18 protein-coding genes, 2 tRNA genes and 4 pseudogenes are annotated in these 23,936 nt (G+C 67.6%); 2 read left to right on the top strand and 22 right to left on the bottom strand.

All coding sequences use genetic code 11. From position 1 onward, the window contains the following. Nucleotides 1-142: 142 nt before the first annotated feature. The 4 genes from QUE33_RS02790 to QUE33_RS02775 form a co-directional block, all read right to left on the bottom strand. On the bottom strand, nt 143-784 hold the full coding sequence (locus QUE33_RS02790; protein WP_286301797.1) for an ATP-dependent Clp protease proteolytic subunit: 642 nt from the start codon (nt 782-784) through the stop codon (nt 143-145). Between the two features lie 15 nt (nt 785-799). Continuing rightward, on the bottom strand, nt 800-1,390 hold the full coding sequence (locus tag QUE33_RS02785; protein ID WP_286301796.1) for an ATP-dependent Clp protease proteolytic subunit: 591 nt from the start codon (nt 1,388-1,390) through the stop codon (nt 800-802). A 152-nt stretch (nt 1,391-1,542) separates the two neighbouring features. Further along, a complete protein-coding gene (gene tig / locus QUE33_RS02780; RefSeq protein ID WP_286301795.1) occupies nt 1,543-2,985 on the bottom strand; it encodes a trigger factor in 1,443 nt (480 codons plus the stop codon). Nucleotides 2,986-3,044: 59 nt separating this feature from the next. Next, nucleotides 3,045-3,121: transfer RNA gene (locus QUE33_RS02775), tRNA-Pro, on the bottom strand. Nucleotides 3,122-3,226: 105 nt separating this feature from the next. Between QUE33_RS02775 and QUE33_RS02770 the strand changes: the two genes are divergently transcribed. Beyond that, nucleotides 3,227-3,300 (top strand) — tRNA-Gly (locus tag QUE33_RS02770). A 76-nt stretch (nt 3,301-3,376) separates the two neighbouring features. Here QUE33_RS02770 and QUE33_RS02765 read toward each other — a convergent pair. The 16 genes and pseudogenes from QUE33_RS02765 to uvrB all read right to left on the bottom strand — a co-directional run bounded on the left by QUE33_RS02765 (nt 3,377) and on the right by uvrB (nt 21,004). After that, nucleotides 3,377-3,733, bottom strand: a complete 357-nt coding sequence (locus QUE33_RS02765) for an RNA polymerase-binding protein RbpA (RefSeq protein WP_286301793.1) — start codon at nt 3,731-3,733, stop codon at nt 3,377-3,379. Then, the gene (secG, locus tag QUE33_RS02760; protein ID WP_286301790.1) at nt 3,733-3,981 is read right to left on the bottom strand and encodes a preprotein translocase subunit SecG; all 249 of its coding nucleotides are present in this window, start codon (nt 3,979-3,981) and stop codon (nt 3,733-3,735) included. Before secG ends, QUE33_RS02765 begins: the two co-directional genes overlap by 1 nt. Before the next feature lie 82 nt (nt 3,982-4,063). Continuing rightward, nucleotides 4,064-4,867 (bottom strand): triose-phosphate isomerase, encoded by an 804-nt coding sequence (tpiA, locus tag QUE33_RS02755; RefSeq protein ID WP_286301788.1) that lies wholly within the window; start codon nt 4,865-4,867, stop codon nt 4,064-4,066. After that, nucleotides 4,864-6,083, bottom strand: a pseudogene (locus QUE33_RS02750) (phosphoglycerate kinase). The gene tpiA and the pseudogene QUE33_RS02750 overlap by 4 nt, the downstream one beginning before the upstream one ends. 5 nt (nt 6,084-6,088) lie before the next feature. Beyond that, nucleotides 6,089-7,099, bottom strand: coding sequence for a type I glyceraldehyde-3-phosphate dehydrogenase (gene gap, locus QUE33_RS02745; protein ID WP_286301786.1), 1,011 nt, complete (start codon nt 7,097-7,099; stop codon nt 6,089-6,091). A gap of 100 nt (nt 7,100-7,199) precedes the next feature. Further along, nucleotides 7,200-7,826, bottom strand: a complete 627-nt coding sequence (locus QUE33_RS02740) for a superoxide dismutase (protein ID WP_286301785.1) — start codon at nt 7,824-7,826, stop codon at nt 7,200-7,202. A gap of 155 nt (nt 7,827-7,981) precedes the next feature. Then, a pseudogene (gene whiA, locus QUE33_RS02735) lies at nt 7,982-8,973 on the bottom strand (DNA-binding protein WhiA). An 87-nt stretch (nt 8,974-9,060) separates the two neighbouring features. Further along, a pseudogene (rapZ, locus tag QUE33_RS02730) lies at nt 9,061-9,932 on the bottom strand (RNase adapter RapZ). A 29-nt stretch (nt 9,933-9,961) separates the two neighbouring features. Further along, nucleotides 9,962-11,860 (bottom strand): excinuclease ABC subunit UvrC, encoded by a 1,899-nt coding sequence (uvrC, locus tag QUE33_RS02725; RefSeq protein WP_286303012.1) that lies wholly within the window; start codon nt 11,858-11,860, stop codon nt 9,962-9,964. After that, complete coding sequence (gene uvrA / locus QUE33_RS02720; protein WP_286301783.1) at nt 11,860-14,766, bottom strand: excinuclease ABC subunit UvrA; 2,907 nt, start codon at nt 14,764-14,766, stop codon at nt 11,860-11,862. Before uvrA ends, uvrC begins: the two co-directional genes overlap by 1 nt. Before the next feature lie 35 nt (nt 14,767-14,801). Beyond that, entirely contained in the window at nt 14,802-15,344 is a 543-nt protein-coding gene (locus QUE33_RS02715) for a hypothetical protein (RefSeq protein WP_286301782.1), read from the bottom strand. Then, nucleotides 15,341-16,027, bottom strand: a complete 687-nt coding sequence (locus tag QUE33_RS02710; RefSeq protein ID WP_286301779.1) for a DUF58 domain-containing protein — start codon at nt 16,025-16,027, stop codon at nt 15,341-15,343. The genes QUE33_RS02715 and QUE33_RS02710 overlap by 4 nt, the downstream gene beginning before the upstream one ends. Further along, complete coding sequence (locus tag QUE33_RS02705; protein ID WP_286301778.1) at nt 15,976-16,632, bottom strand: hypothetical protein; 657 nt, start codon at nt 16,630-16,632, stop codon at nt 15,976-15,978. Before QUE33_RS02705 ends, QUE33_RS02710 begins: the two co-directional genes overlap by 52 nt. Nucleotides 16,633-16,634: 2 nt before the next feature. Continuing rightward, a complete protein-coding gene (locus tag QUE33_RS02700) occupies nt 16,635-17,600 on the bottom strand; it encodes an AAA family ATPase (protein WP_286301776.1) in 966 nt (321 codons plus the stop codon). Further along, nucleotides 17,597-18,121, bottom strand: a complete 525-nt coding sequence (locus QUE33_RS02695) for a hypothetical protein (protein ID WP_286301774.1) — start codon at nt 18,119-18,121, stop codon at nt 17,597-17,599. Before QUE33_RS02695 ends, QUE33_RS02700 begins: the two co-directional genes overlap by 4 nt. Nucleotides 18,122-18,935: 814 nt before the next feature. Next, nucleotides 18,936-21,004: pseudogene (gene uvrB, locus QUE33_RS02690) on the bottom strand (excinuclease ABC subunit UvrB). Between the two features lie 58 nt (nt 21,005-21,062). Between uvrB and QUE33_RS02685 the strand changes: the two are divergent. Further along, nucleotides 21,063-21,734, top strand: coding sequence for a DUF4126 domain-containing protein (locus QUE33_RS02685; RefSeq protein ID WP_286301773.1), 672 nt, complete (start codon nt 21,063-21,065; stop codon nt 21,732-21,734). Here the strand turns inward: QUE33_RS02685 and coaE are convergent. Continuing rightward, entirely contained in the window at nt 21,718-22,320 is a 603-nt protein-coding gene (coaE, locus tag QUE33_RS02680) for a dephospho-CoA kinase (protein ID WP_286301772.1), read from the bottom strand. The genes QUE33_RS02685 and coaE overlap by 17 nt on opposite strands. Nucleotides 22,321-22,441: 121 nt before the next feature. Next, nucleotides 22,442-23,902 (bottom strand): 30S ribosomal protein S1, encoded by a 1,461-nt coding sequence (gene rpsA, locus QUE33_RS02675; protein WP_286301771.1) that lies wholly within the window; start codon nt 23,900-23,902, stop codon nt 22,442-22,444. Nucleotides 23,903-23,936: the final 34 nt, after the last annotated feature.

Raw genomic sequence — 23,936 nt, 5'->3', positions numbered from 1 at the left:
GCTCCAGCCTAGAAGCAGACGCACGCTCGCGCACTCAATTGCTCATATGAGCGCGGCAGTGCCGGCGTGGCGCGCATTCGTCGGCATCCGGACGCGAAAGAGCGGCCCGGACGGATCCGGGCCGCTCGTGGCACGCGTGGACTCAGGCGCGCTTACGCGAGGTGAGCACCTGGTCGACGATGCCGTACTCCTTGGCCTGCTCGGCCGAGAGGATGTTGTCGCGGTCGATGTCGCGGTTGACCTTCTCCACGGGCTGACCGGTGTGCTTGGCCATGGTCTCTTCGAGCCAGGTGCGCATGCGCATGATCTCGTTCGCCTGGATCTCGATGTCGGAGGCCTGGCCCTGACCGGCCTCGCCCATGGCCGGCTGGTGCATGAGCACGCGGGCGTTCGGGAGCGCCAGTCGCTTGCCCGGAGCCCCGCCCGCGAGCAGTACGGATGCGGCGGACGCCGCCTGGCCGAGCACGACGGTCTGGATCTGCGGCGCCACGTACTGCATGGTGTCGTAGATGGCCGTCATCGCGGTGAACGAGCCACCGGGCGAGTTGATGTACATGGTGATGTCGCGCTCGGAGTCCTGGCTCTCCAGAACCAGCAGCTGAGCCATGACGTCGTCGGCGGATGCATCGTCGACCTGCACGCCGAGGAAGATCACGCGATCCTCGAACAGCTTGTTGTACGGGTCCTGACGCTTGAAGCCGTAGGCGGTGCGCTCCTCGAACTGCGGCAGCACATAGCGGCTGGAGGGGAGGTTGCCGGCGGCACGGAAAGTGGGTGTGTACATATGTGTCGTCCTGCCTTAGTTGTCCGCGCCGGTTCCGCCACCGCCGTGCACGTCAGTGGCGTGCTCGCGGATGTGGTCGACGAATCCGTACTCGAGGGCCTCGTCGGCGGTGAACCAGCGGTCGCGGTCGCCGTCCTCGTTGATCTGCTCGACGCTCTTGCCGGTCTGCTCGGCGGTGATCTCCGCCAGACGGCGCTTCATGGAGAGGATCAGCTGTGCCTGCGTCTGGATGTCGCTGGCCGTGCCGCCGAAGCCGCCATGCGGCTGGTGAAGCAGCACGCGAGCGTTGGGGGTGATGTAGCGCTTGCCCTTGGTGCCGCTGGTCAGCAGCAGCTGGCCCATCGAGGCAGCCATGCCGATGCCGACCGTGACGATGTCGTTGGGCACGAACTGCATGGTGTCGTAGATGGCCATGCCCGCCGTGATCGAACCGCCGGGCGAGTTGATGTAGAGGTAGATGTCCTTCTCGGCGTCCTCGGCGGCGAGAAGCAGGATCTTCGCGCAGATCTCGTTCGCGTTCTCGTCTCGCACCTCGGAGCCCAGCCAGATGATGCGATCCTTCAGCAGTCTGTCGAAGACGCTCGTCGCCATCAGAGGTTCAGCCATGTCAGCTCTCCTGTTCCCGTGTTTCGGTGATTCGAATCTACCGGCGGCCCAGGGCCGCTTCTCCCGTGTTCGCCGTCGGCATATCAACGCGCCGGGCGCGGAGAAGAAGAAGGCGGATGCCGCAGCATCCGCCTTCTCAGAATGATCTGCGATCACTCGGCCTTCTTCGCCGGAGCCTTCTTGGCGGGAGCCTTCTTGGCAGCCGGCTTCTTCTCCGCCTCGGAGTCGTCGGCCTTCTCAGCCTTCGCTGCGGCCTTCTTCTTGGCGGCCGGCTTCTCTTCGGCGGGAGCCTCTTCGGCATCCGCCTGCTCGTCGTCGACGTCGCCGATGAACTCGGAGAGGTCGACGGCCTTGCCCTTGCTGTCGACGACCTTGACCTTGCCGAGCACCGAGGCGAGGGCCTTGTTGCGGGCGATCTCGCCGACCAGGGACGGCAACTGGCCGGCGCCCTGCAGCGCCTCGACGAACTCCTGCGGAGCCATGCCGTACTGCGCGGCGGACTGGACGATGTACTGGCTCAGCTCCTCCTGGGAGACCTGCACGTCAGCACCCTCGGCGATGGTGTCCAGCAGCACCTGCGTGCGGAACTGCTTCTCGCTGGCCTCGGCCACCTCGGCACGGTGCACGTCGTCGTCCAGACGGTTCTCGTTCTCGAGGTGGTTGTGCACCTCGTCTTCGATGAGCTGCGCGGGCACCGGGATCTCGACCTTCTCGAGCAGGGTCTCGATGAGCTGGTCGCGAGCCGCGGCACCCTGCGTGAAGACGCCCTGCTGGCCGACGCGCTCGGCGAGGCTGTCGCGCAGCTCGGCGATGGTGTCGAACTCGGAGGCCATCTGGGCGAAGTCGTCGTCGGCCTCGGGCAACTCGCGCTCCTTGACGCCCTTGACGGTGACAGTGACCTCGGCCTCTTCGCCGGCGTGGTCGCCGCCGACGAGCTTGGAGCGGAACGTGGTCTCTTCACCGGCGGTGAGCGAGTCGATGGCCTCATCGATGCCGTCCAGCAGCTCGCCGGAGCCCACCTCGTAGGAGACGCCGTCGGCGCGGTCGATCTCGTTGCCGTCGATCGCGGCGATCAGGTTGAGCTCGACGAAGTCGCCCTTCGCAGCGGGACGGTCGACGGGGATCAGCGTGCCGAAGCGGGCGCGCAGGCTGTCGAGCTCGGCGTCGATCGCCGCGTCGTCGGTCTCGACGGCGTCGACCGTGATGGTGATGTCGTCGAAGGAGGGCACCTCGATCTCAGGACGCACGTCGACCTCGACGTCGACGAGCAGGTCACCGGAGAAGTCCTTCTCGTTCGGCCACTGGGTGATGTCGGCCGAGGGGCGGCCGACGATGCGCACGTTGTGCTCGGTCGCGGCCTCACGGAAGAACTTGTCGAGCCCCTCGTTGACAGCGTGCTCGATGACCGCACCGCGGCCGATGCGCTGGTCGATGATCGGAGCGGGGACCTTGCCCTTGCGGAAGCCGGGGATCTGCACGTCCTGAGCGATGTGCTCGTACGCGTGAGCGATGCTGGGCTTGAGGTCCTCGGGGGTGACCGTGATGCTGAGCTTGACCCGGGTCGGGGAAAGCTTCTCGACGGTGCTGTTGGCCATACTGGTGTGTCTCCTTGTGGTTTCCGCGCGGATGGCACGGGCATGAAGTCTGGAGGCCGTGGTCGGGGCGACAGGATTTGAACCTGCGACCTCCCGCTCCCAAAGCGGGCGCTCTACCAAGCTGAGCTACGCCCCGGCTTGAACCCGCGCGCACGGGAACGGCCTCATCGAGTCTAACGGACAGGAACGCCTTCACCGTCCGCTATGCTTTACGAGGTGCTCTGCTCAGCAGGGCACGTGCGGGGCTGTAGCTTAATGGTAAAGCCTTAGTCTTCCAAACTAATGACGCGGGTTCGATTCCCGTCAGCCCCTCCAGATCGCGAGAACCAGATCGCGAAAACGCAGGACGCCCCGGTATCCACCGGGGGCGTCCTTTTCAGATCGTGGCTGCTCAGCTCTGCCCGCGCCGCTCCCGCAGCTGGGTGAGGGCGTCCTCCAGAAGCTGCTGAGCCTCTTCGTCGGTGCGCCGCTCCTTCACGTAGGCCAGGTGCGTCTTGTACGGTTCGGCTTTCGCCATGGCAGGCGGGTTCTGGCGATCGCGCCCCGCCGGAAGCCCCGAGTGCGGGTGGTCGATCGTCTCCGGGATCTCCTCTTCTGGGAGTCCTGCCGCGAAGTAGCGCACGGTCTCGTTGCCGAGTCCGTCCCAGTACGACACGGCGATCCGATCGGCGTGATAGCCGTGATCCTGCTCGCCCATCGGGCCGGAGCCCACCCGCGTTCCTCTGATCGCGTTGCCGCCGGTGGCCATCAGATCACCGAGAACTTCGTGATCAGGCCGAGGGCGACGATGGTCACGAACCAGACGAGCGCGAGGACGACCGTGAACCGGTTGAGGTTGCGCTCCGCGAGGCCGGACGAGCCGACGGTCGCGGACATGCCACCGCCGAACATATCGGACAGGCCACCACCGCGACCCTTGTGGAGAAGGATGAGGAGCGTCAGCAGCACACTGCTGATTCCCAGCAGGACCTGCAGCACGAACTCGAGAACCAGCACCAGATGAAGCCTTTCGCCAGGGTCGAAAACAACCCGCCTAGCTGTCGATTATAGGGCGAGACGCCGGGGCGCCCCGTCCGACTCACACTCCGACGTGCTTCTGGAAGCGCACGATCGCCGCGAATTCGTCCACGACGAGGCTCGCACCGCCCACCAGAGCGCCATCCACATCGGGCTCGCGCATGAAGCTGGCGATGTTGCCGGACTTCACGGATCCGCCGTAGAGCACGCGGGTGCGCGCCGCTGCATCCTCATCGAGGACACGGCCGATCACACCGCGCAGCGCGGCGCAGACGTCTTGCGCCTGCGACGGCGTCGCCGCCTGACCCGACCCGATCGCCCAGACCGGCTCGTAGGCGACGACGATGTCGGCGGATGCCGGGATGCCGTCGAGTGCCTTCTCGAGCTGACCGGCGGGAACGGCGCTGGCGCCGAACTCCTCCAGGTCGGCCGCGGTCTCGCCCACGCAGATCACCGGCACCAGTCCATGCTTCAGCGCTGCCTTGACCTTGGCATTCACGATCTCATCGCTCTCGTGGTGGTACTCGCGGCGCTCGGAGTGCCCGATGATCGCATATCGCACGCCCAGCTTCGCGAGGAAGGCTCCCGACACCTCTCCGGTGTATGCACCCGAATCGTGCGCCGAGACATCCTGCGAGCCGAGTGCGAACGGGATCTTGTCCGCATCGATCAGCGTCTGCACCGAGCGGATGTCGGTGAACGGCGGGAACACCGCCACCTCCACCGATCCGTTGTCGTGATCGGCGTCCTTCAGCGTCCAGTGCAGCTTCTGCACGGTCGCCACCGCCTGCAGGTGGTCGAGGTTCATCTTCCAGTTCCCCGCGATCAGCGGGGTGCGCCTGTTCTGCGCAGCAGACGAATTCATTGAGACTGCCATCCGAGGACCTCCAGTCCAGGTAGCTTCTTACCCTCGAGGAACTCGAGGCTGGCACCGCCGCCGGTCGAGATGTGCCCGAACTGATCGTCCGAGAATCCCAGCTGGCGCACTGCAGCGGCGGAGTCTCCCCACCCACCACGCCGAGGCCGTCCACCTCGGTGAGCGCCTGCGCGACGGCCTTGGTGCCGGAAGCGAACGCCGGGAACTCGAACACGCCCATCGGGCCGTTCCAGAACACCGTCTTCGAGTCGCGGATCGCCTCGGCGAAACGCGCCGCACTGTCCGGGCCGATGTCCAGGCCGATGCCCGATGCACCGAACGCACTCTGCTCGATGGCATCCGCCGCCACCGTCTCATGCGAGGCGTCCGCCGAGAACCCGGAGGCGACCACCACGTCGGTCGGCAGCACGAGCTCGACCCCTCGCTCCCTGGCGTCTGCGATGTAGCCGCGCACGGTGTCGAGCTGATCCTGCTCGAGCAGGCTGGAGGCCACCGCGTGACCCTCGGCCGCGAGGAACGTGAACAGCATCCCGCCGCCGACCAGCAGCCGATCCACCCGCGGCAGCAGGTGGGAGATGACGCCGAGCTTGTCGCTGACCTTCGACCCGCCGAGCACGACGGTGTACGGGCGCTCGGGGTTCTCGGTCAGCCGGTCGAGCACGTCCAGCTCGGTCGCGATCAGCAGACCCGCCGCCGAAGGCAGCAGCTGAGCCAGCTCGTAGACGCTGGCCTGCTTGCGGTGCACGACTCCGAACCCGTCGGAGACCAGAGCGTCGCCGAGCGCGGCCAGCTCTGCGGCGAAGGACTTGCGAGCCGCATCGTCCTTCGCGGTCTCGCCGGCGTTGAACCGCAGGTTCTCGAGCACGACGACCCCGCCGTCCTCGATCGCGGCGACCGCATGCTGGGCGGATTCGCCCACCGTGTCGCGGGCGAAGGCCACCGGCTTGCCGAGCAGCTCGGACAGACGCTGCGCGACCGGCTCCAGGCTGTACTGCGGGTCGGGAGAGCCGTTGGGACGGCCCAGATGCGAGCACACGATCACCCGCGCGCCGGCGTTGATCAGTGCGTTCAGAGTCGGCAGCGAGGCGCGAACGCGGCCATCGTCCGCGATGACCCCGTCCCGGAGCGGGACGTTCAGATCACAGCGGACGATGACGCGCTTGCCTTCAAGCGACCCCAGCGTGTCGAGGGTGCGCAGCGTCATGGAGATCAGAGACGCTCGGCGACGTACTCGGTCAGGTCGACCAGGCGGTTCGAGTAGCCCCACTCGTTGTCGTACCAGCTCGAGACCTTCACGAGGTTGCCGCTGACGTTGGTCAGGCCGGCGTCGAAGATCGAGGAGTGCGGGTTGAGCTGGATGTCGCTCGACACGATCGGGTCCTCGTTGTACTGCAGGATCCCCTGCAGACGACCGTCGGCGGCTGCCGCACGGTACGCGTCGTTGACCTCGTCGACGGTCAGGTCGTCGCGGTCGGAGATGATCGTCAGGTCGACGATCGAACCGGTGGGAACCGGCACGCGGTACGAGGATCCGCTCAGCTTGCCGTTCAGCTCGGGCAGAACCAGGCCGATGGCCTTGGCTGCGCCGGTCGAAGCGGGGACGATGTTGATCGCGGCCGCGCGGGCGCGGCGCAGGTCGCCGTGCGGGCCGTCCTGCAGGTTCTGGTCGGCCGTGTAGGCGTGTGCGGTCATCATGAAGCCGCGCTGGATGCCGAAGGTGTCGTTGAAGACCTTGGCCAGCGGCGCGAGGCAGTTCGTGGTGCACGACGCGTTCGAGATGATGTTGTGGTTCGCAGCGTCGTAGCTGTCTTCGTTCACACCGACGACGAAGGTGCCGTCGACATCCGTGCCGGGGGCGGAGATGATGACCTTCTTGGCGCCGCCGGCGATGTGCTTGCCCGCGTCCGCAGCCTTGGTGAACCGGCCGGTCGACTCGATGACGATGTCAACGCCCAGCTCGCCCCACGGCAGCGCTGCAGGGTCGCGCTCCTCGAACACCTTGATGGCCTTGCCGCCGACCGTGATGACATCGCCCTCGTGCGACACCTCGACGCTCAGCGGTCCACCGACGGAGTCGTACTTCAGGAGATGCGCGAGAGCGGCATTGTCGGTGAGGTCGTTGACAGCGACGATCTCGAGGTCAGCGTTCTGAGCGAGAGCTGCACGAAGGAAGTTTCGTCCAATACGACCGAAGCCGTTGATACCGATCTTGACAGACACGAAAGTCTCCTGGTTCTTAATCAAGGAAATGCGTAAAATTCGCAGATTGCGCGGACAACGGCGTCCTGACGGGCTTTTCGCCCATCAGGACGCCCATCTTTTACGACAGTACCAGCAGACCGGAGGTCTTCTCACGTGCTGTTTCAAAGCGCTGGGCGACGTTCTCCCAGTTGGCGATGTTCCATGCCGCCTTGATGTAGTCCGCCTTGACGTTCAGGTAGTCGAGGTAGAAGGCGTGCTCCCACATGTCGAGCTGGAACAGCGGAACCGTGCCCTGAGCGGTGTTGGCGTGCTGGTCGAAGAGCTGCTGGATGATCAGCCGGGCGCCGATCGGGTCCCAGCTCAGCACGGCCCAGCCGGAGCCCTGGATGCCGGAGGCCGCCGCCGTGAAGTGCGCCTGGAACTTCTCGAAGGAGCCGAAGAACTCGTCGATGGCCGCCTTGAGCTCACCCTCGGGCTGTCCGCCACCGTTGGGTGAGAGGTTGGTCCAGAAGATCGAGTGGTTGACGTGACCGCCGAGGTTGAACGCCAGATCCTTCTCGAGCTTGTTGACGTTCGCGAGGTTGCCGCTGTCGCGTGCCTCGGCGAGGGCATCCAGCGCGGCATTGGCGCCGGCGACGTATGCGGCGTGGTGCTTGTCATGGTGGAGTTCCATGATCTTGCCGCTGATGTGCGGTTCGAGGGCCGCGAAGTCGTAGGGAAGGTCGGGAAGCGTGTAAGTCGCCATGTCGATTTCATCCAATCCGCGCCGCGCCACGGCGCTTGCGTTCTCTGCGACGCCGTGTGCGCTGCAGAGCAGACGTTTCACATCCTACTGACGACAACGGGCTCAGCGGCGGGATCCTTCCCGCCATGACGACACTGCCGCCTCGAAGCGCGAGGTCAATCCTCCAGGCCTGCGGGCACGGCGGCCTCGGTGCCGGGGATGCCCTCCTGCTGCGCGCGCTTGTCCGCCATCGCCAGCAGCCGACGGATGCGACCGGCCACCGCGTCCTTGGTGAGCGGCGGATCGGCATGATGACCGAGTTCATCGAGGCTGGCATCGCGATGCGCGAGCCGCAGATTACCGGCGGTGCGCAGGTGGTCGGGCACATCGTCACCGAGGATCTCGAGGGCGCGTTCCACCCGTGCGCAGGCGGCGACGGCAGCCTGGGCGGAGCGACGCAGGTTGGCGTCGTCGAAGTTGACCAGGCGGTTCACGCCGGCCCGCACCTCGCGTCGCTGGCGCATCTCTTCCCAGGTGGCCGCGGTGCGGCGAGCGCCCATGGCGACCAGGATCGCCCGGATCGCCTCGCCCTCGCGAACCACCACGCGGGGCAGCCCGCGCACCTCGCGGGCCTTGGCCGCGATGCCGATCCGGTGAGCTGCGCCCACCAGCGCCATCGCCGCCTCGCTGGAGGGGCAGGCCACCTCGAGCACCGCCGAGCGTCCGGGCTCGGTCAGCGAACCCGCTGCGAGGAAGGCACCCCGCCAGATGCCCGCGAGTTCGTCGGGGGATCCGGTGGTCAGACGATTGGGCAGACCGCGCACCGGTCGGCGACGTGCGTCCAGGAGTCCGGTCTGGCGCGCGAGGGTCTCCCCGCACCGATCACACGCACCGCCCAGCGCGCGCCGTCGCCGGCCGACCCCGCCTGCGCGGAGCTGGATTTCACCTGCGCGATCTCCGGACGCACCCCGTAGATCTCGCTGAGGTCGCGGCTGACGCGGCGCGCCAGCGTCTCGGCATCGACCTCGGCCTCGACGGCCACCCGGCCCGCGATGGAGTGCAGCCCACCGGCGAAGCGAAGAATCGTCGTCACCTCTGCGACACGCACTGTCGGGGGTGCGCTGCGGAAGCTGACGAGCTCAGCCTTGACGTCGGTGGTGAGTGCCACGGGACTCCTTCACGATCCTGGCGTCGGATCGCGACGCAAGGGAATAGCTTACAAGGCCAGGATGCCTCTCCTGGCCCACGGATGCGTTTACTCGCGCCCGAGATCGCGGTGACGGACGTTCACCGCCACGCCGGGCTCGTCGGCCAGGCGACGCGCGAGCTCCTCGGCGACGGCCACGGAGCGGTGCTTGCCCCTGTGCAGCCGATGGCGACCGTGGAGTGGCTCTTGTTCTCGCGCTGGTACCCCGCCAGCACCGGGCGCAGCACCTGCACGTAGGCGTCGAGGAACTCCGCGGCACCCGGCCGCGACAGCACGAAATCGCGCACCTGGGCGTCCTGACCGGTGCAGTCGCGCAGCTCCTCGTTCCAGAACGGATTGGGCAGGAAGCGCATGTCCGCCACGTGGTCTACATCGGTGGGCACGCCGTACTTGAAGCCGAAGCTGAGCAGGGTCAGGCGGTGGCGCGCCGCGCCCTCCTCAGAGAACATCTCAGACACCTGCATCGCCAACTGATGGATGTTCAGAGCGGATGTGTCGATGAGCAGATCCGCCGCCTCGCGGATCGGCGCGAGGCGTGCGCGCTCGGTGCGGATGCCGTCCAGCAGCGTTCCGTCCTCCTGCAGCGGATGCGGTCGTCGCACCGCCTCGAAGCGGCGAACGAGCACGTCATCGGAAGCATCGAGGTAGAGCACCTTCACCCCACCACGGGATCGCAGCGCGCGTGCCACGCCGGGGAAATCGTCGAACAGACCGCGCCCGCGGACGTCGACGACCGCGGCGACCTTGGGCAGATTGCCCCCGCCCATGTCGGTGAGCTCCAGCAGCGGACGCAGAATCTGCGGCGGCAGATTGTCGACGACGTACCAGCCCAGGTCCTCGAGCGCATTCGCGGCCGTCGTGCGCCCCGCGCCCGACATTCCCGTGACGATCAGGAATTCGCCCTCATCTGCGGCCGCCATCGTCGTGTCTCCCTTCCGCTGCTACCAGCCTATCGACTCGGTGCGCTGCGCTGACCCGCTAGGTGCTCGTGGATGCTCTCGGCGAGGACCGGGCCGATCCCACTGACCTCGCAGATCTGATCCGGTGCGGCCGCGCGCAGCGCGGTGACCGAGCCGAAGTGCTTGAGCAGGGCCTTGATGCGCGCGTCGCCGAGGCCGGGGACCTCACTGAGCACGGTGCTGATGTCACGACGACGGCGCCGCCGCTGGTGCGTGATCGCGAAGCGATGCGCCTCGTCGCGCAGACGCTGCACGAGGTAGAGTGCCTCGCTGGTGCGCGGCAGGATCACCGGGAAATCATCGTCGGGAACCCAGATCTCCTCGAGCCGTTTCGCTATGCCGCACAGAGCGATGTCAGTGCGCCCGCTGTCCCGGAGGGCGCGAGCCGCCGCCTGCACCTGCGGCTGTCCGCCGTCCACGATGAGAAGCTGCGGCCGGTACGCGAAGCGCGGCCGGCGCGCCATCGCCGTCGGCGCGCCCTCCTCCTCTTCGACGTCGTCCTCCCGTGCCGGATCGACACGAGCCAGCCGCCGCATGAGCACCTGATACATCGAGTCGGTGTCGTCGGTGGTCTCGGCGATGTTGAACGAGCGGTACTGATCCTTGCGGGGCAGCCCGTCCTCGAACACCACCATCGATGCGACCACGTTCGTACCGCTCAGGTGCGAGATGTCGAAGCACTCGATGCGCAGCGGAGCCTCACTCATGCCGAGGGCCTCCTGCAGGTCGGTGAGCGCCTGGGTGCGTGCCACATAGTCGCTGGTGCGCCGGGTCTTGTGCCGCAGCAGCGCCTGCTGCGCATTGAGCGTCGCGGTGCGCATGAGCTCCGCCCGCTGCCCGCGCTGCGCCACCGCGATCTCGACCTTCCGGCCTCGCCTGCCGCGCAGCCACTGCTCGAGTTCGGGGGCGTCGTCGGGAAGCACCGGCACCAGCACACGGCGCGGAATATCGCCGGAATCGCCGTACACGCGCTGCAGCACCTGGTCGACCAGCTCGCCCCCGGAGATGTCGAGCTCCTTGTCGAGCGTGAGCGAGCGCACGCTCCGCACCCGTCCGCCGCGGATCACGAAGTGGTGCACGGCGGCCGAGAGCTCATCCTCCGCGATGCCGAACAGATCGGCGTCCTCATCGGACGGCAGCACCAGGGCGCTCTTGCCGAGCACCGCCTCGATCGCGGACAGCTTGTCGCGGTACATCGCCGCGGACTCGTAGTCCATCGCCGCGGATGCCGCCTGCATCCTCCTGGTCAGGTCACGGGTGAAGCGCTCGTCGCCGCCGGCCATGAAGGCGATGAAATCCTGCACCTGCGCACGATGCTCCTCGATCGTGCAGGTCATCGAGCACGGCCCGCCGCACTTGCCGATCTGGCCGGGGAAGCACGGCCGACCGGTCTGCATCGCACGGCGGTAGCTGGCGTCGCTGCAGGTGCGGATCGGGAACGCCTTGATCATCAGGTCGATGGTCTCGTGCACCGCCCACACCTTCGGGTAGGGCCCGAAGTAGCGCGCACCGGGGATCTTCCGGTTCCGCGTGACGAGCACCCTCGGCGCCTCATCGGCGAGGGTGACCGCCATGAACGGATAGGACTTGTCGTCCTTGTAGCGCACATTGAACGGCGGATCGAACTCCTTGATCCACATGTACTCCAGCTGCAGCGAGTCGACGTCGGTGGCGACGACCGTCCACTCCACCGAGGCCGCCGTGGTCACCATCCGCCGCGTGCGCTCGTGCAGCGTGCGCAGCGGTGCGAAGTAGTTCGACAGCCGCTGCCGCAGGTTCTTCGCCTTGCCGACGTACAGGACGCGCCCTTCGGCATCCCGGAATCTGTACACCCCGGGGTCGGTGGGGATCTCGCCCGTCCGCGGCTTGTACGGCAGGACGTCGGCCATCATCCCGCCTTGCGCGCCGCCCGACCGGTCGCTGCGCTCGACGGGACGTCCAGGACCTCGGCCAGGAAGCTGCCGGTGTGGCTCTCCTCCACCGCCGCGATCTGCTCGGGCGTCCCCGTGGCGAGCACCTCGCCGCCGCCGGATCCGCCCTCGGGGCCCAGGTCGATCACCCAGTCCGCCGACTTGATCACGTCGAGATTGTGCTCGATCACGATGACCGTGTTGCCCTTGTCCACCAGACCGTTCAACACCTCGAGGAGCTTGCGCACGTCTTCGAAGTGCAGACCGGTGGTCGGCTCGTCGAGCACGTATACGCTGCGGCCGTTGCTGCGGCGCTGCAGCTCGGTGGCCAGCTTGACACGCTGCGCCTCGCCGCCGGAGAGCGTGGTGGCCGCCTGACCGAGCCGCACGTAGCCGAGGCCGACGTCGACGAGTGTCTTCATGTAGCGGTGGATCGCCTGGATGGGCTCGAAGAACTCCGCGGCCTCGACGATCGGCATCTCCAGCACCTCGGCGATGTTCTTGCCCTTGTAGTGCACGGCGAGGGTGTCGCGGTTGTACCGCTTGCCGTGGCAGACCTCGCAGTCGACGTACACGTCGGGCAGGAAGTTCATCTCGATCTTGATCGTGCCGTCGCCCGAGCACGCGTCGCAGCGCCCGCCCTTGACGTTGAAGCTGAAGCGGCCCGGCCGGTAGCCGCGCACCTTCGCCTCGGGTGTCTCGCTGAACAGGGTGCGGATGCGATCGAAGACGCCGGTGTAGGTGGCGGGATTCGAGCGCGGGGTGCGCCCGATGGGCGCCTGGTCCACGTGGACCACCTTGTCGAGGTTGTCGAGTCCTGTCACGCGCGTGTGCTTGCCCGGCACCGTGCGGGCACCGTTGAGACGACCCGCCAGCACCTGGTACAGGATGTCGTTCACCAGAGACGACTTGCCCGAGCCGCTCACGCCCGTCACCGCGGTGAGGACGCCGAGCGGGAATTCAGCCGTCACGTTCTTGAGGTTGTTCGCGCGCGCTCCGACCACGGTCAGCATCCGCTTCCTGTCGATGCGACGCCGCGTGGCAGGGGTGGGGATCTCCCGTCGGCCGGCCAGATAGTCACCCGTCATCGACCCGGACTCGCCCAGCAGCGCCGAGAACGGCCCGGAGTGCACGACCTCTCCCCCGTTGACGCCTGCCCCCGGTCCGATGTCGACGATCCAGTCCGCCGCTTCAATCGTCTCCTCGTCGTGTTCGACGACGATGAGCGTGTTTCCCAGGTCGCGCAGTCGGATGAGGGTCTCGATCAGGCGACGGTTGTCGCGCTGATGCAGACCGATCGAGGGCTCGTCGAGCACGTACAGCACGCCGGTCAGTCCGGAGCCGATCTGCGTCGCCAGGCGGATGCGCTGCGCTTCTCCTCCCGACAGCGATCCCGCCGAGCGGCCGAGGTTCAGATAGGACAGCCCCACCTGCAGCAGGAACTCCAGGCGCAGCCTGATCTCACGCAGCACCTGCGCGGCGATCTTCGCCTCGCGGTCGGTGAGCTGGAGCGTCTGCATGAACGCGCTGGCATCGGCAAGACTCAGGCTCGACACCTCGGCGATGGAGTGCCCGTGCACCTTGACGGCGAGCACTTCGGGCTTCAGCCGCGCACCGCCGCAGGCGGCACACGGCACCTCACGCAGGTACTCGCCCCAGCGACTGCGCTGGGTGTCGGACTCGGCCTGCATGTACTGCCGCTCGATGTAGGGCACGACGCCCTCGAAGCCCGAGGTGTAGCGCATCTCGCGGCCGTAGCGGTTCTTCCACTTGACGCTGACCTTGTAGTCGTTGCCGTGCAGCACGGCTTCACGTACATCGGAATGCAGCTTCTTCCATGGCGTGTCGAGTGAGAAGTCCAGGTCGCGAGCCAGCCCCTCGAGCAGCCGCTCGTAGTACTGGAACACCCCCTTCCCCTGGGTGGTCCATGGCAGGATCACACCATCGCGGATGGAGAGGTTCTCGTCGCCGAGCATGAGATCGACGTCCACCGACATCCGCGTCCCCAGGCCGGAGCACACCGGGCAGGCGCCGAACGGTGCGTTGAAGGAGAAGGTGCGCGGCTCGATCTCGGTGAGCGTGATCGGATGGCCGTTCGGGCAGGCGAGCTTCTCCGAGAACGACTGCCAGGCCGCATCGCCCTCCTCGTCCACGAAGTTCACCTGCATGATGCCGCCAGCCAGCCCCAGTGCCGTCTCGACGGAGTCGGTGACCCGGGCGAGGATGTCGTCGGATGCCACCAGCCGGTCGACCACGACGGCAATGTCGTGCTTGTAGCTCTTCTTGAGCTTCGGCGGCTCGGCGAGCTGGATCAGCTCGCCGTCGACGACGGCCCGGGAATAGCCCTTGGCTCCGAGTTCCTTGAACAGGTCGACGAACTCGCCCTTCTTCTGCGTGACCACGGGGGCGACGATCTGATACCGGGTGCGTTCGGGCAGTTCGACCAGCTGATCTGCGATCTGCTGCACGGTCTGCCGCTGAATCCGCTCGCCGCATTCCGGGCAGTGCGGGATGCCGATGCGCGCCCAGAGCAGGCGCATGTAGTCATGGATCTCGGTGATCGTGCCGACGGTGGAGCGCGGGTTGCGGTTGGTCGACTTCTGATCGATCGACACAGCGGGGCTGAGCCCTTCGATGAAGTCGACGTCAGGGCGGTCCACCTGGCCCAGGAACTGACGCGCGTAGGCGCTCAGCGATTCGACGTAGCGGCGCTGCCCCTCCGCGAAGATCGTGTCGAAGGCGAGGCTCGACTTGCCGGACCCCGACAGCCCGGTGAAGACCACCAGGGAATCACGGGGGATGTCGATGTCGACGTTCTTGAGATTGTGCACGCGGGCACCGCGGACACTGAGTTTGCCGGAGGAGGCGACAGGAACAATGGGCACCGGACAAGTCTAAGAGTGACCACCGACACCGGCACTCAGCGTACCCCCGGTGGCTGCTCGGGCGGGAGCGCCCTGGTGCGCTGGGTCCGCAGCATCCGCCTTCCCGCGTAGGCGATCGCCAGCGCGGTCAGGGCTGCGACGATCACGGCGCCGGGGATCGACCGCCCACCAGGCAGCAGGGATGCGAACGCGCCACCCGCCTGTGCGATCAGCTGCACCACCGCGAAGCGGGCCGCTGTCGGACGCAGCGCGCGCAGTGTGACGTGCGCCCGCAGCGGAATCGCGAAGGTCAGCGAGCCGAGCACCTGCAGCAGATGCACGGTGAAGATCACGATCGCCGTGCGCCACGCGTCGGGCTCGGCGATGATGAGCATGATGATCAGGATCGCGCAGGCTGCCCACGGTCCGCCGGCCATCCGGACGATGCCGCCCAGAAGCCCTGCAGCAGCGAGCACGACGACCCACCACAGTGGGGCGCCGAGCAGCAGACCCGCACCGGCCGCCACGCCCGCTGCGATCACCGACAGCAGCGCACCGGGCACAGCCACACCGGTCCTGAGCGTCTCATCGCGCCTCATCGCCGACCGCCTTGCAGGCCGGGCCGTCGACCGGCCCGGGTCAGTGCACCGAGCTGCGCGTCGATGTCAGCGCTCCAGTGCAGGGTCTCGACGCCCGCCTCGCGCAGCTGATGCATCATGTCCTGTCGTTCGGCGAGCAGCACCTGCAATGCCAGACGACGTTCGGCGCTGAGGCGACCGCGGTCGAGCTCGGGAAGGGTGTCGACCGCGACGACCCTGTGGCCGGAGGCGCGCCAGCGAGTGGCGATCTCGGCGGCCGCCCCGTCGAAGAACGTCGACAGCACGTAGATGATCGAACCGTGCGGTACGGGCGGAGTGCGACGGAACCGGGCATCGTCTCCGGCGCGGCCGCTCGCCGAGATTTCCGCGACGACACGGGCGAGGTGCCGCCGTCCGCCGCCCGAGCGCACGGATCGACCGCCATGCGCGAGCGTGTGGAACGCGACACGATCGCCCTGGCCGATCGTGGCCGTCGCGATCGCCCGCGCGGCGGCGCGCGCATGGTCCAGCGAGGTCACGCCGCTGCGGGCGGGGTCCGTACGACCCCAGGTGGCGACGACCGCCCCGAGGTCGTCGGCGGTGTCCATCACGAGAACGGCCGAGGCATCGCTGAGGGTGTTCGTGCGGCGGATCAGCAGCTCCCCCGGGCGCCGGGCCGCACGCGCCGTCGCTTTCCAATCCACCCGGCGCAGCTCGTCTCCGGGCGCGAAGGGATGGATGTCGCGGAAGTCGCCGCCCTGCCCCGGACGCACACCTTCGTGTGAGCCGTGCAACCCGTCAGCCGCGGCGCCAGCGGCATCCGCGGAAGTCGGTGCGGCGGGGGCTGCACGGTTCTGGTGATCGCCGCCGACGCCTGCGGAGCACCGAGCTCGGCCGCATCGGCATCGATCGTCCGCGCAGTCAGCTGGACGCTGACCAGCGGGCCCGAGTGCAGCGGTCGACTGCTCGCGCGCATCGTGAACCGGCCGGGCACGAACACCCTCCGTCCGGTGCGCTCGGCCTGGACGACGGCGACCTCGACCATGTCGGCATCCGACTCCACCCGGATCTCGTCCTTCAGGCGAGTGTCCGCGGCATCCGCCACCCTGTCGATGTGCACCGCGACGCCTCCTCCGCCGCGCGAGTTGAGCGCATGAGCCGACCAGAGCGCCAGCGGCAGCCCGACCGCGACCACATCGGGACGCGAGAGCACGACACCGACGATGAGAACACCGACCGCGCCGAACACGGCGAAGAACAGAGACGGGCCAGCGCGCCGCGCCCGCTCCGTGCCTGGGCTGGGCGTCATGATCAGCCACGCTCTGCCGCGACGCTGGGCGGCACCGCGACCGATGTGACGAGGTTCCGCACCACCCCTGCCGGATCGACGCCCTGCGCCCAGGCCTGTGGAGTGAGCGTCAGGCGATGCGCGAGCACCGGTACCGCAATGCGCTTGATGTCGTCGGGTCGCACGTAATCCCGTCCGTCCAAGGCTGCCAGCGCGCGCCCCAGAAGTACCAGCGACAGCGACCCGCGCGGAGATGCTCCAACGGCCACATGCTGCGCCGACCGGGTAGCCGCCGCGAGCGCCACGCAGTAGGCGGCGACATCCGGATCGACATGGATCTGCTCGACCGCCCGCTGCAGCTCCTGCAGCTGTCCCGGTGCCAGCACCGCGTCGACGTGGGTCTGCTCCTGCTGGCGGCGCAGCCTGCCCAGCAGGATCTCGGTCTCGCCGCGCTGGTCGAGGTAGCCGACCGACAGACGCACCATGAAGCGATCCAGCTGCGCCTCGGGCAGGGAGTAGGTGCCCTCGTACTCGATGGGATTCGCCGTGGCGATCACATGGAACGGCGGTTCGAGGGCGAAGCTGTTACCCTCCACCGTCACCTGCCGTTCCGCCATCGCCTCGAGCATGGCCGACTGCGTCTTCGGCGTGGTGCGGTTGATCTCGTCGGCCAGCAGCAGGCCGGTGAAGATGGGTCCGGGACGGAAGACGAACTCGCCGGTGTCGGGCGCATACACGTACGACCCGGTCACGTCGCCGGGCAGCATGTCCGGTGTGCACTGCAGCCGACGGAACGACAGTCCGAGAGCGGATGCCAGACTGCGCGCCGCCAGAGTCTTTCCGAGCCCCGGAACGTCTTCGAACAGCACGTGCCCGCCGGCCAGAATGGTTCCCAGCGCGATCTCCAGAGGGCCGTCCATCCCGACCACGACGGTCGCCACCGCCTGCCGGACGCGGTGACCGAGATCGGCGATGTCCTCGAAATTCATGCTCTGCTCTCCCTCTGCGATGAGTCGTCTGCGTTCCGTGAAGCGGTCTCAGGCGGTGCCATGCCGGGTGGTGCCAGCTGCTCCGCAGCGACCAGTGCCTCGCGCACATCGGCGATGGTCGTTCGGCGACCGTTCAAGCGCGTCCACAGGCCTTCGCCCAGCAGCCGCTCCACCTCGGGGGCACAGCGAGCGTCGTCGACATCGATCCCCTGCCACAGCAGCCGACGGCGCAGGGTGGCCCGCAGGCGGCGGGTCACCGCTTCGTTGACGGTGTCGGTGCGCAGGTTGATGGCCCAGGCGAGCCGGGAGACATCGGAGCCGACATAGTCGGACTGCACCCGGACACGCGGGGAGTCGGCACGCGGGTCGTCGGGAAGGTGCAGACCGAGCAGCAGGACTATGGCCGCACCCAGCAGCGCCCAGGCCCAGGCGAACTCGACCTGCAGCCGCAGCACGGTCAGCACGATGCCGATCAGCACGCCCGTTCCCACGGCCGGCAGCAGCGCACGCAGTCGCCTCATCGCCAGCGCTCCTCGATCGCGCGCAGCGCCTCGGCTGCCTCCTTGCGATCCTGCTCGCTCGCGACATGGCCGCCGAAGCGCACTCGCTCGTAGAGCGCGAGCAGGAGTGCACGGGCCCGTCGATACCGGGCCTGTGCAGCAGTATTCGCAGCGTGAACTCGGACGGCGTCTCACTGCGCCCGCGCCCGGCCCCGGAATCGGCCGCGGTCTCCTCCAGACCGATCCAGGCCGCGATGATCGCGTCACCGGGAGCCTCGTGCCGCTCGATCATGGTTCGCGCAGCCGAGATCCCCCGCCTGATCGTCGGAGCGTCCGGCACCGCGTCGGAGGGCAGTTCGGTCGCTGCCACCTCGACATCCGTCTCGGCAGCGTCCTGTCGGCGGAGCGGACGATCGCGCCAGGCCTGGACGAGCCTGCGCGCGAGCAGGATCAGCCCCAGCACGAGCAGCGAGGACACCAGGACTGCCAGCACGATGCCGATGATCAGGAGTGCCAGTTCACCGTCACCGGTGTCGAGCGATAACGGTGACGTCGTGGGGACACGCGTCGGCTCGACCTGTGGGAGAGGCAGCGGTCCGGGGTCTTCTCTCGAGGCGGCGATCCTCGGATGCCCGGCGACCGCCGCTGCGAGGATCGCCATCAGGAACAGCACGATAACCACGCCGAACGGCGTCCATGACCGCTGCCTCGCGACATCACGCACCGCCTCCCGTGGGTGCTGTTCAACGTCCACGGTCATGAGTTCCACATTAGGCGCAAGGAGGACACGTCACAGATCGCCTGTGGATAACCGCCGCCGCCGGACGTCGACGGGTCAGGCGTGCCCGGCCTTCTCCATGGCGCGCAGCTCCTTCTTCAGATCCTGCACCTCGTCGCGCAGCCGGGCGGCGAGCTCGAACTTCAGCTCCGCCGCCGCCGCGAGCATCTGGTCGGACAGGTCTGTGATGGTCTCTTCCAACTGCGCGGCCCCCTCGGCGGCGATTCCCGTGCGACGGAGGTTGGGCGTCGGAGACTTGCCCTTGCCCGATCTGTTCCGCCCCGCTCGCATGTCGGCGGTGTCGGCTGCCTCGCGGGCGAGCACCTCGGTGATGTCGGCGATCCGCTTGCGCAGCGGCTGCGGGTCGACGCCGTGCTCGGTGTTGTAGGCGATCTGCTTCTCGCGCCGTCGCTCTGTCTCCTCGATGGCCTTGGTCATCGAATCGGTCATGTTGTCGGCGTACATATGCACTTCACCCGACACGTTGCGGGCGGCGCGGCCGATGGTCTGGATGAGTGAGGTTCCGGAACGCAGGAATCCCTCCTTGTCGGCATCCAGGATCGCCACGAGCGAGACCTCGGGCAGATCGAGTCCCTCGCGCAGCAGGTTGATCCCGACCAGCACGTCGTAGACACCGGCTCGCAGTTCGGTGAGCAGCTCGACACGGCGCAGCGTGTCGACGTCGGAGTGCAGATAGCGCACTCGCACGCCGTGCTCGCCGAGGAAGTCGGTGAGCTCCTCAGCCATCTTCTTGGTCAGCGTCGTCACCAGCACGCGCTCGTCGCGTTCGACCCGGAGCCGGATCTCCTCGAGCAGGTCGTCGATCTGACCCTTGGACGGCTTGACGATGATCTGCGGGTCGACCAGCCCAGTCGGGCGGATGATCTGCTCGACCACCCCGTCGGCGATCCCCATCTCGTACTTGCCCGGGGTCGCAGACAGGTACACGGTCTGCCCGATGCGGTTCTTGAACTCGTCCCAGCGCAGCGGACGGTTGTCCATCGCACTCGGCAGGCGGAAGCCGTGCTCGACCAGTGTGCGCTTACGGGAGGCGTCGCCTTCGTACATGGCGCCGATCTGCGGCACGGTGACGTGCGACTCATCGATCACGAGCAGGAAGTCGTCGGGGAAGAAGTCCAGCAGAGTGTGCGGTGGCTCCCCGCCTGGCGGCCGTCCAGATGCCGCGAGTAGTTCTCGATGCCCGAGCAGAACCCGAGCTGCTGCAGCATCTCGAGATCGAAGGTCGTGCGCATGCGCAGGCGCTGCGCCTCGAGCAGCTTGCCCTGCCGCTCGAGCTCGGCGAGCCGCTCGGCCAGCTCCGCCTCGATGGTGCCGATCGCCCGCTGGATGACATCCGTTCCCGCGACGTAGTGCGAGGCGGGGAAGATCGGCACGGCGTCCAGCTTCTCGATGACCTCGCCGGTGAGCGGATGCAGGGAGTAGAGCGCCTCGATCTCGTCGCCGAAGAGCTCGATGCGGATGGCATGCTCCTCGTACACCGGGATGATCTCGATGGTGTCGCCGCGCACCCGGAAGTTGCCGCGCGAGAAGTCCACGTCGTTGCGGTTGTACTGCATGGCGATGAACTGCCGGATCAGGGCGTCGCGGTCGTATCGCTCCCCCACCTGCAGCGCCACCATCGCACGCAGATACTCCTCGGGTGCACCCAGTCCGTAGATGCACGAGACGGTGCTGACCACGACGACATCGCGCCGGCTGAGCAGCGAGTTGGTGGTGGAGTGCCGCAGTCGCTCGACCTCGGCGTTGATCGAGGAGTCCTTCTCGATGAAGGTGTCCGTCTGAGGGACGTAGGCCTCGGGCTGGTAGTAGTCGTAGTACGAGACGAAGTACTCCACCGCGTTGTGCGGCAGCAGCTCGCGGAACTCGTTGGCCAGCTGGGCGGCGAGCGTCTTGTTGTGCGCCATCACCAGGGTCGGCCGCTGCACCTGCTCGATCAGCCAGGCGGTGGTCGCCGATTTGCCCGTGCCGGTCGCACCCAGCAGCACGACATCGGTCTCACCGGCGTTGACACGCGCGGCGAGCTCCGCGATCGCCTGAGGCTGATCGCCCGCGGGCATGTACTCGCTGACGACCTCGAAGGGCCGGACGCTGCGCGTGGGTTGCATCCCTCCAGCGTAGATCGAGCCGCCGACATCGGCTCGCCGCTGCGTCTAGGGTGGAGCCGTGATCGAGTTCCTGATCGGCTCCAGTCTCGCGGCATCCGCCGGCCTCAACGCCTGGATGCCGCTGTTCCTGCTCGGTCTGGCGGACCGCTTCGTCCCCGCCGTGCAGCTGCCGACCGGGTGGTCATGGCTGTCCGGCGATGTGACGCTGTGGATCATCGGAGCACTCCTGGTGCTGGAGATCGTCGCCGACAAGATCCCCGCGCTGGATTCAGTGAACGACATCGTGCAGAGCGTGCTGCGGCCGGCCTCCGGCGGCATCGCCTTCGGCGCCGGGGCCGGCGCGCAGACGATCGCCGTCGAAGATCCCTCGGCCTTCTTCACCGACAACGCCTGGGTGCCGGTCGTGATCGGGGTGGCGATCGCCCTCGCCGTGCACGTGGTCAAGGCACTCGGCCGAGTGGCGGCGAACGCGGTCACCGGCGGACTGGCGGCTCCCGCGCTCAGCACCGCCGAGGACGGCGCGTCGTTCCTGCTGGCCGTCGCCGCCATCGTCGTGCCGATCCTGGCGCTCGTGCTGCTGGTGGGCTTGATCATCGCCCTGATCCTCATGGCACAGCGACGACGCGCTCGATCCCGCGCAGCGCGCGCCGCTGTCAGCGCCACCCGGGCGCACCTTTTGACGACGGCGACCCGGTTCCGGCGGCGAAGGAGGCTCAGCGGCCCGAGCTGATCCGCTCCCACAGCGCGTCCGTCTGCGTCCTGGTGCTCTCGAGGTCTCCCGAGGTGTCGATGACGACATCCGCGATCGCCCGACGCTCGGCATCCGGAACCTGCGAGGCGATGCGCGCCCGAGCGTCCTCCGCCGACATCCCGCGCAGCTCGATCAGCCGGCGCTCGCGCACCTCGGCCGGCGCATCGGCAACCACGATCAGATCCCAGGGGTCGTCGACACGGGCTTCCACCAGAAGCGGCACGTCGTAGACGACGACGGCGCCGGGATCGGATGCGAATGCCGCCGCGAAGCGACGGCCGGACTCTCGCCGCACGGCCGGGTGCACGATGGCGTTCAGCTGCGCGAGCCGCTCCTGGTCGCCGAACACCATGGCGCCGAGCGCCGCGCGATCCAGAGCGCCATCGGCAGCGATCAGCTCGTCACCGAAGACGGCCGCGATCTCGGCCAGCACCGGCGATCCGGGCTCCTGCACCTCACGCACGATCCGATCCGCGTCCACGACGACCGCGCCGTGTTCAGCCAGCCGGGCTGCGATGGTCGACTTTCCCGAGGCGATGCCTCCGGTGAGGGCGATGAGGGGCATGCCTCCATCCTGGCACGCGCATTCCCGGCACCCCTCGGCCGTCGGCGACGGTATTGCATACGGAAAGGGCCGCCGCACCCGCCCGGAGGCGGGGCGACGGCCCGTTCTGGTTATGCGCTGATCAGGCGTTGCCACCCGAGAGCTTCTCGCGCAGAGCGGCGAGAGCCTCGTCATCGGCGAGCGTGCCCGCGCTGCTGGACTCGGCCGTGAACGGCTGAGCGGCAACACCGAAGTCGTCGCCTGCAGCGGCCTCGGCCTCGGCTGCCTTGGCAACCGCAGCCTTGTGAGCCTCCCAGCGCGCCTGAGCGGCGGCGTACTCCTGCTCCCAGGCCTCGCGCTGAGCGTCGAAGCCCTCCTTCCAGGCACCGGTCTCGGCGTCGAAGCCCTCCGGGTACTTGTACTCGCCGTTCTCGTCGTACTCGGCGAGCATGCCGTACAGGGCCGGGTCGAACTCGGTGCCGTGCGGGTCGACGGCCTCGTTGGCCTGCTTGAGCGACAGCGAGATGCGGCGACGCTCGAGGTCGATGTCGATGACCTTGACGAAGACCTCTTCACCCACCGACACGACCTGCTCGGCCAGCTCGACGTGCTTGCTGGAGAGCTCCGAGATGTGCACGAGACCCTCGATGCCGTCTGCGACGCGCACGAATGCACCGAACGGAACGAGCTTGGTGACCTTGCCCGGTGCGATCTGGCCGATCGCGTGGGTGCGGGCGAAGATCTGCCACGGGTCCTCCTGCGTCGCCTTCAGCGACAGGGAGACGCGCTCGCGATCCAGGTCCACCTCGAGGATCTCGACGGTGACCTCCTGGCCGACCTCGACGACCTCGGAGGCGTGCTCGATGTGCTTCCAGGACAGCTCGGAGACGTGCACCAGACCGTCCACGCCACCCAGGTCGACGAATGCGCCGAAGTTGACGATCGACGAGACGATGCCCTTGCGGACCTGACCCTTGTGCAGGTTGTTCAGGAAGGAGGTGCGCGACTCGGACTGCGTCTGCTCGAGCAGAGCGCGACGGCTGAGCACCACGTTGTTGCGGTTCTTGTCGAGCTCGAGGATCTTCGCCTCGAGCTCCTGACCGAGGTACGGGGTCAGATCGCGGACGCGACGCAGCTCGATGAGCGAGGCCGGCAGGAAGCCGCGCAGCCCGATGTCGACGATGAGACCGCCCTTGACGACCTCGATGACAGTGCCGGTGACGACGCCGTCCTCTTCCTTGATCTTCTCGACGTCGCCCCAGGCGCGCTCGTACTGCGCACGCTTCTTGGAGAGGATCAGTCGGCCTTCCTTGTCCTCCTTCTGGAGAACGAGTGCCTCGACCTGGTCGCCGACGGCGACGACCTCGTTGGGGTCGACGTCGTGCTTGATGGAGAGCTCACGCGAGGGGATGACACCCTCGGTCTTGTAGCCGACGTCGAGCAGAACTTCATCGCGGTCGATCTTGACGATCGTCCCCTCGATGATGTCGCCGTCGTTGAAGAACTTCAGGGTCTTCTCGACCGCGGCCAGGAAGTCCTCGGCAGATCCGATGTCGTTGATCGCGACCTGCTTGGTGGCCGGGGCGGTCGTTGCGCTAGTCATGTAGTGGGTTGTCCTTGTGAATGGAGAATCGGGC

The sequence above is a fragment of the Microbacterium suwonense genome (assembly GCF_030296555.1).
GTDB lineage: Bacteria > Actinomycetota > Actinomycetes > Actinomycetales > Microbacteriaceae > Microbacterium > Microbacterium suwonense.
The sequence above is the reverse complement of the archived record's forward strand: the minus strand, read 5'-3'. Positions and strand labels throughout refer to the sequence as shown.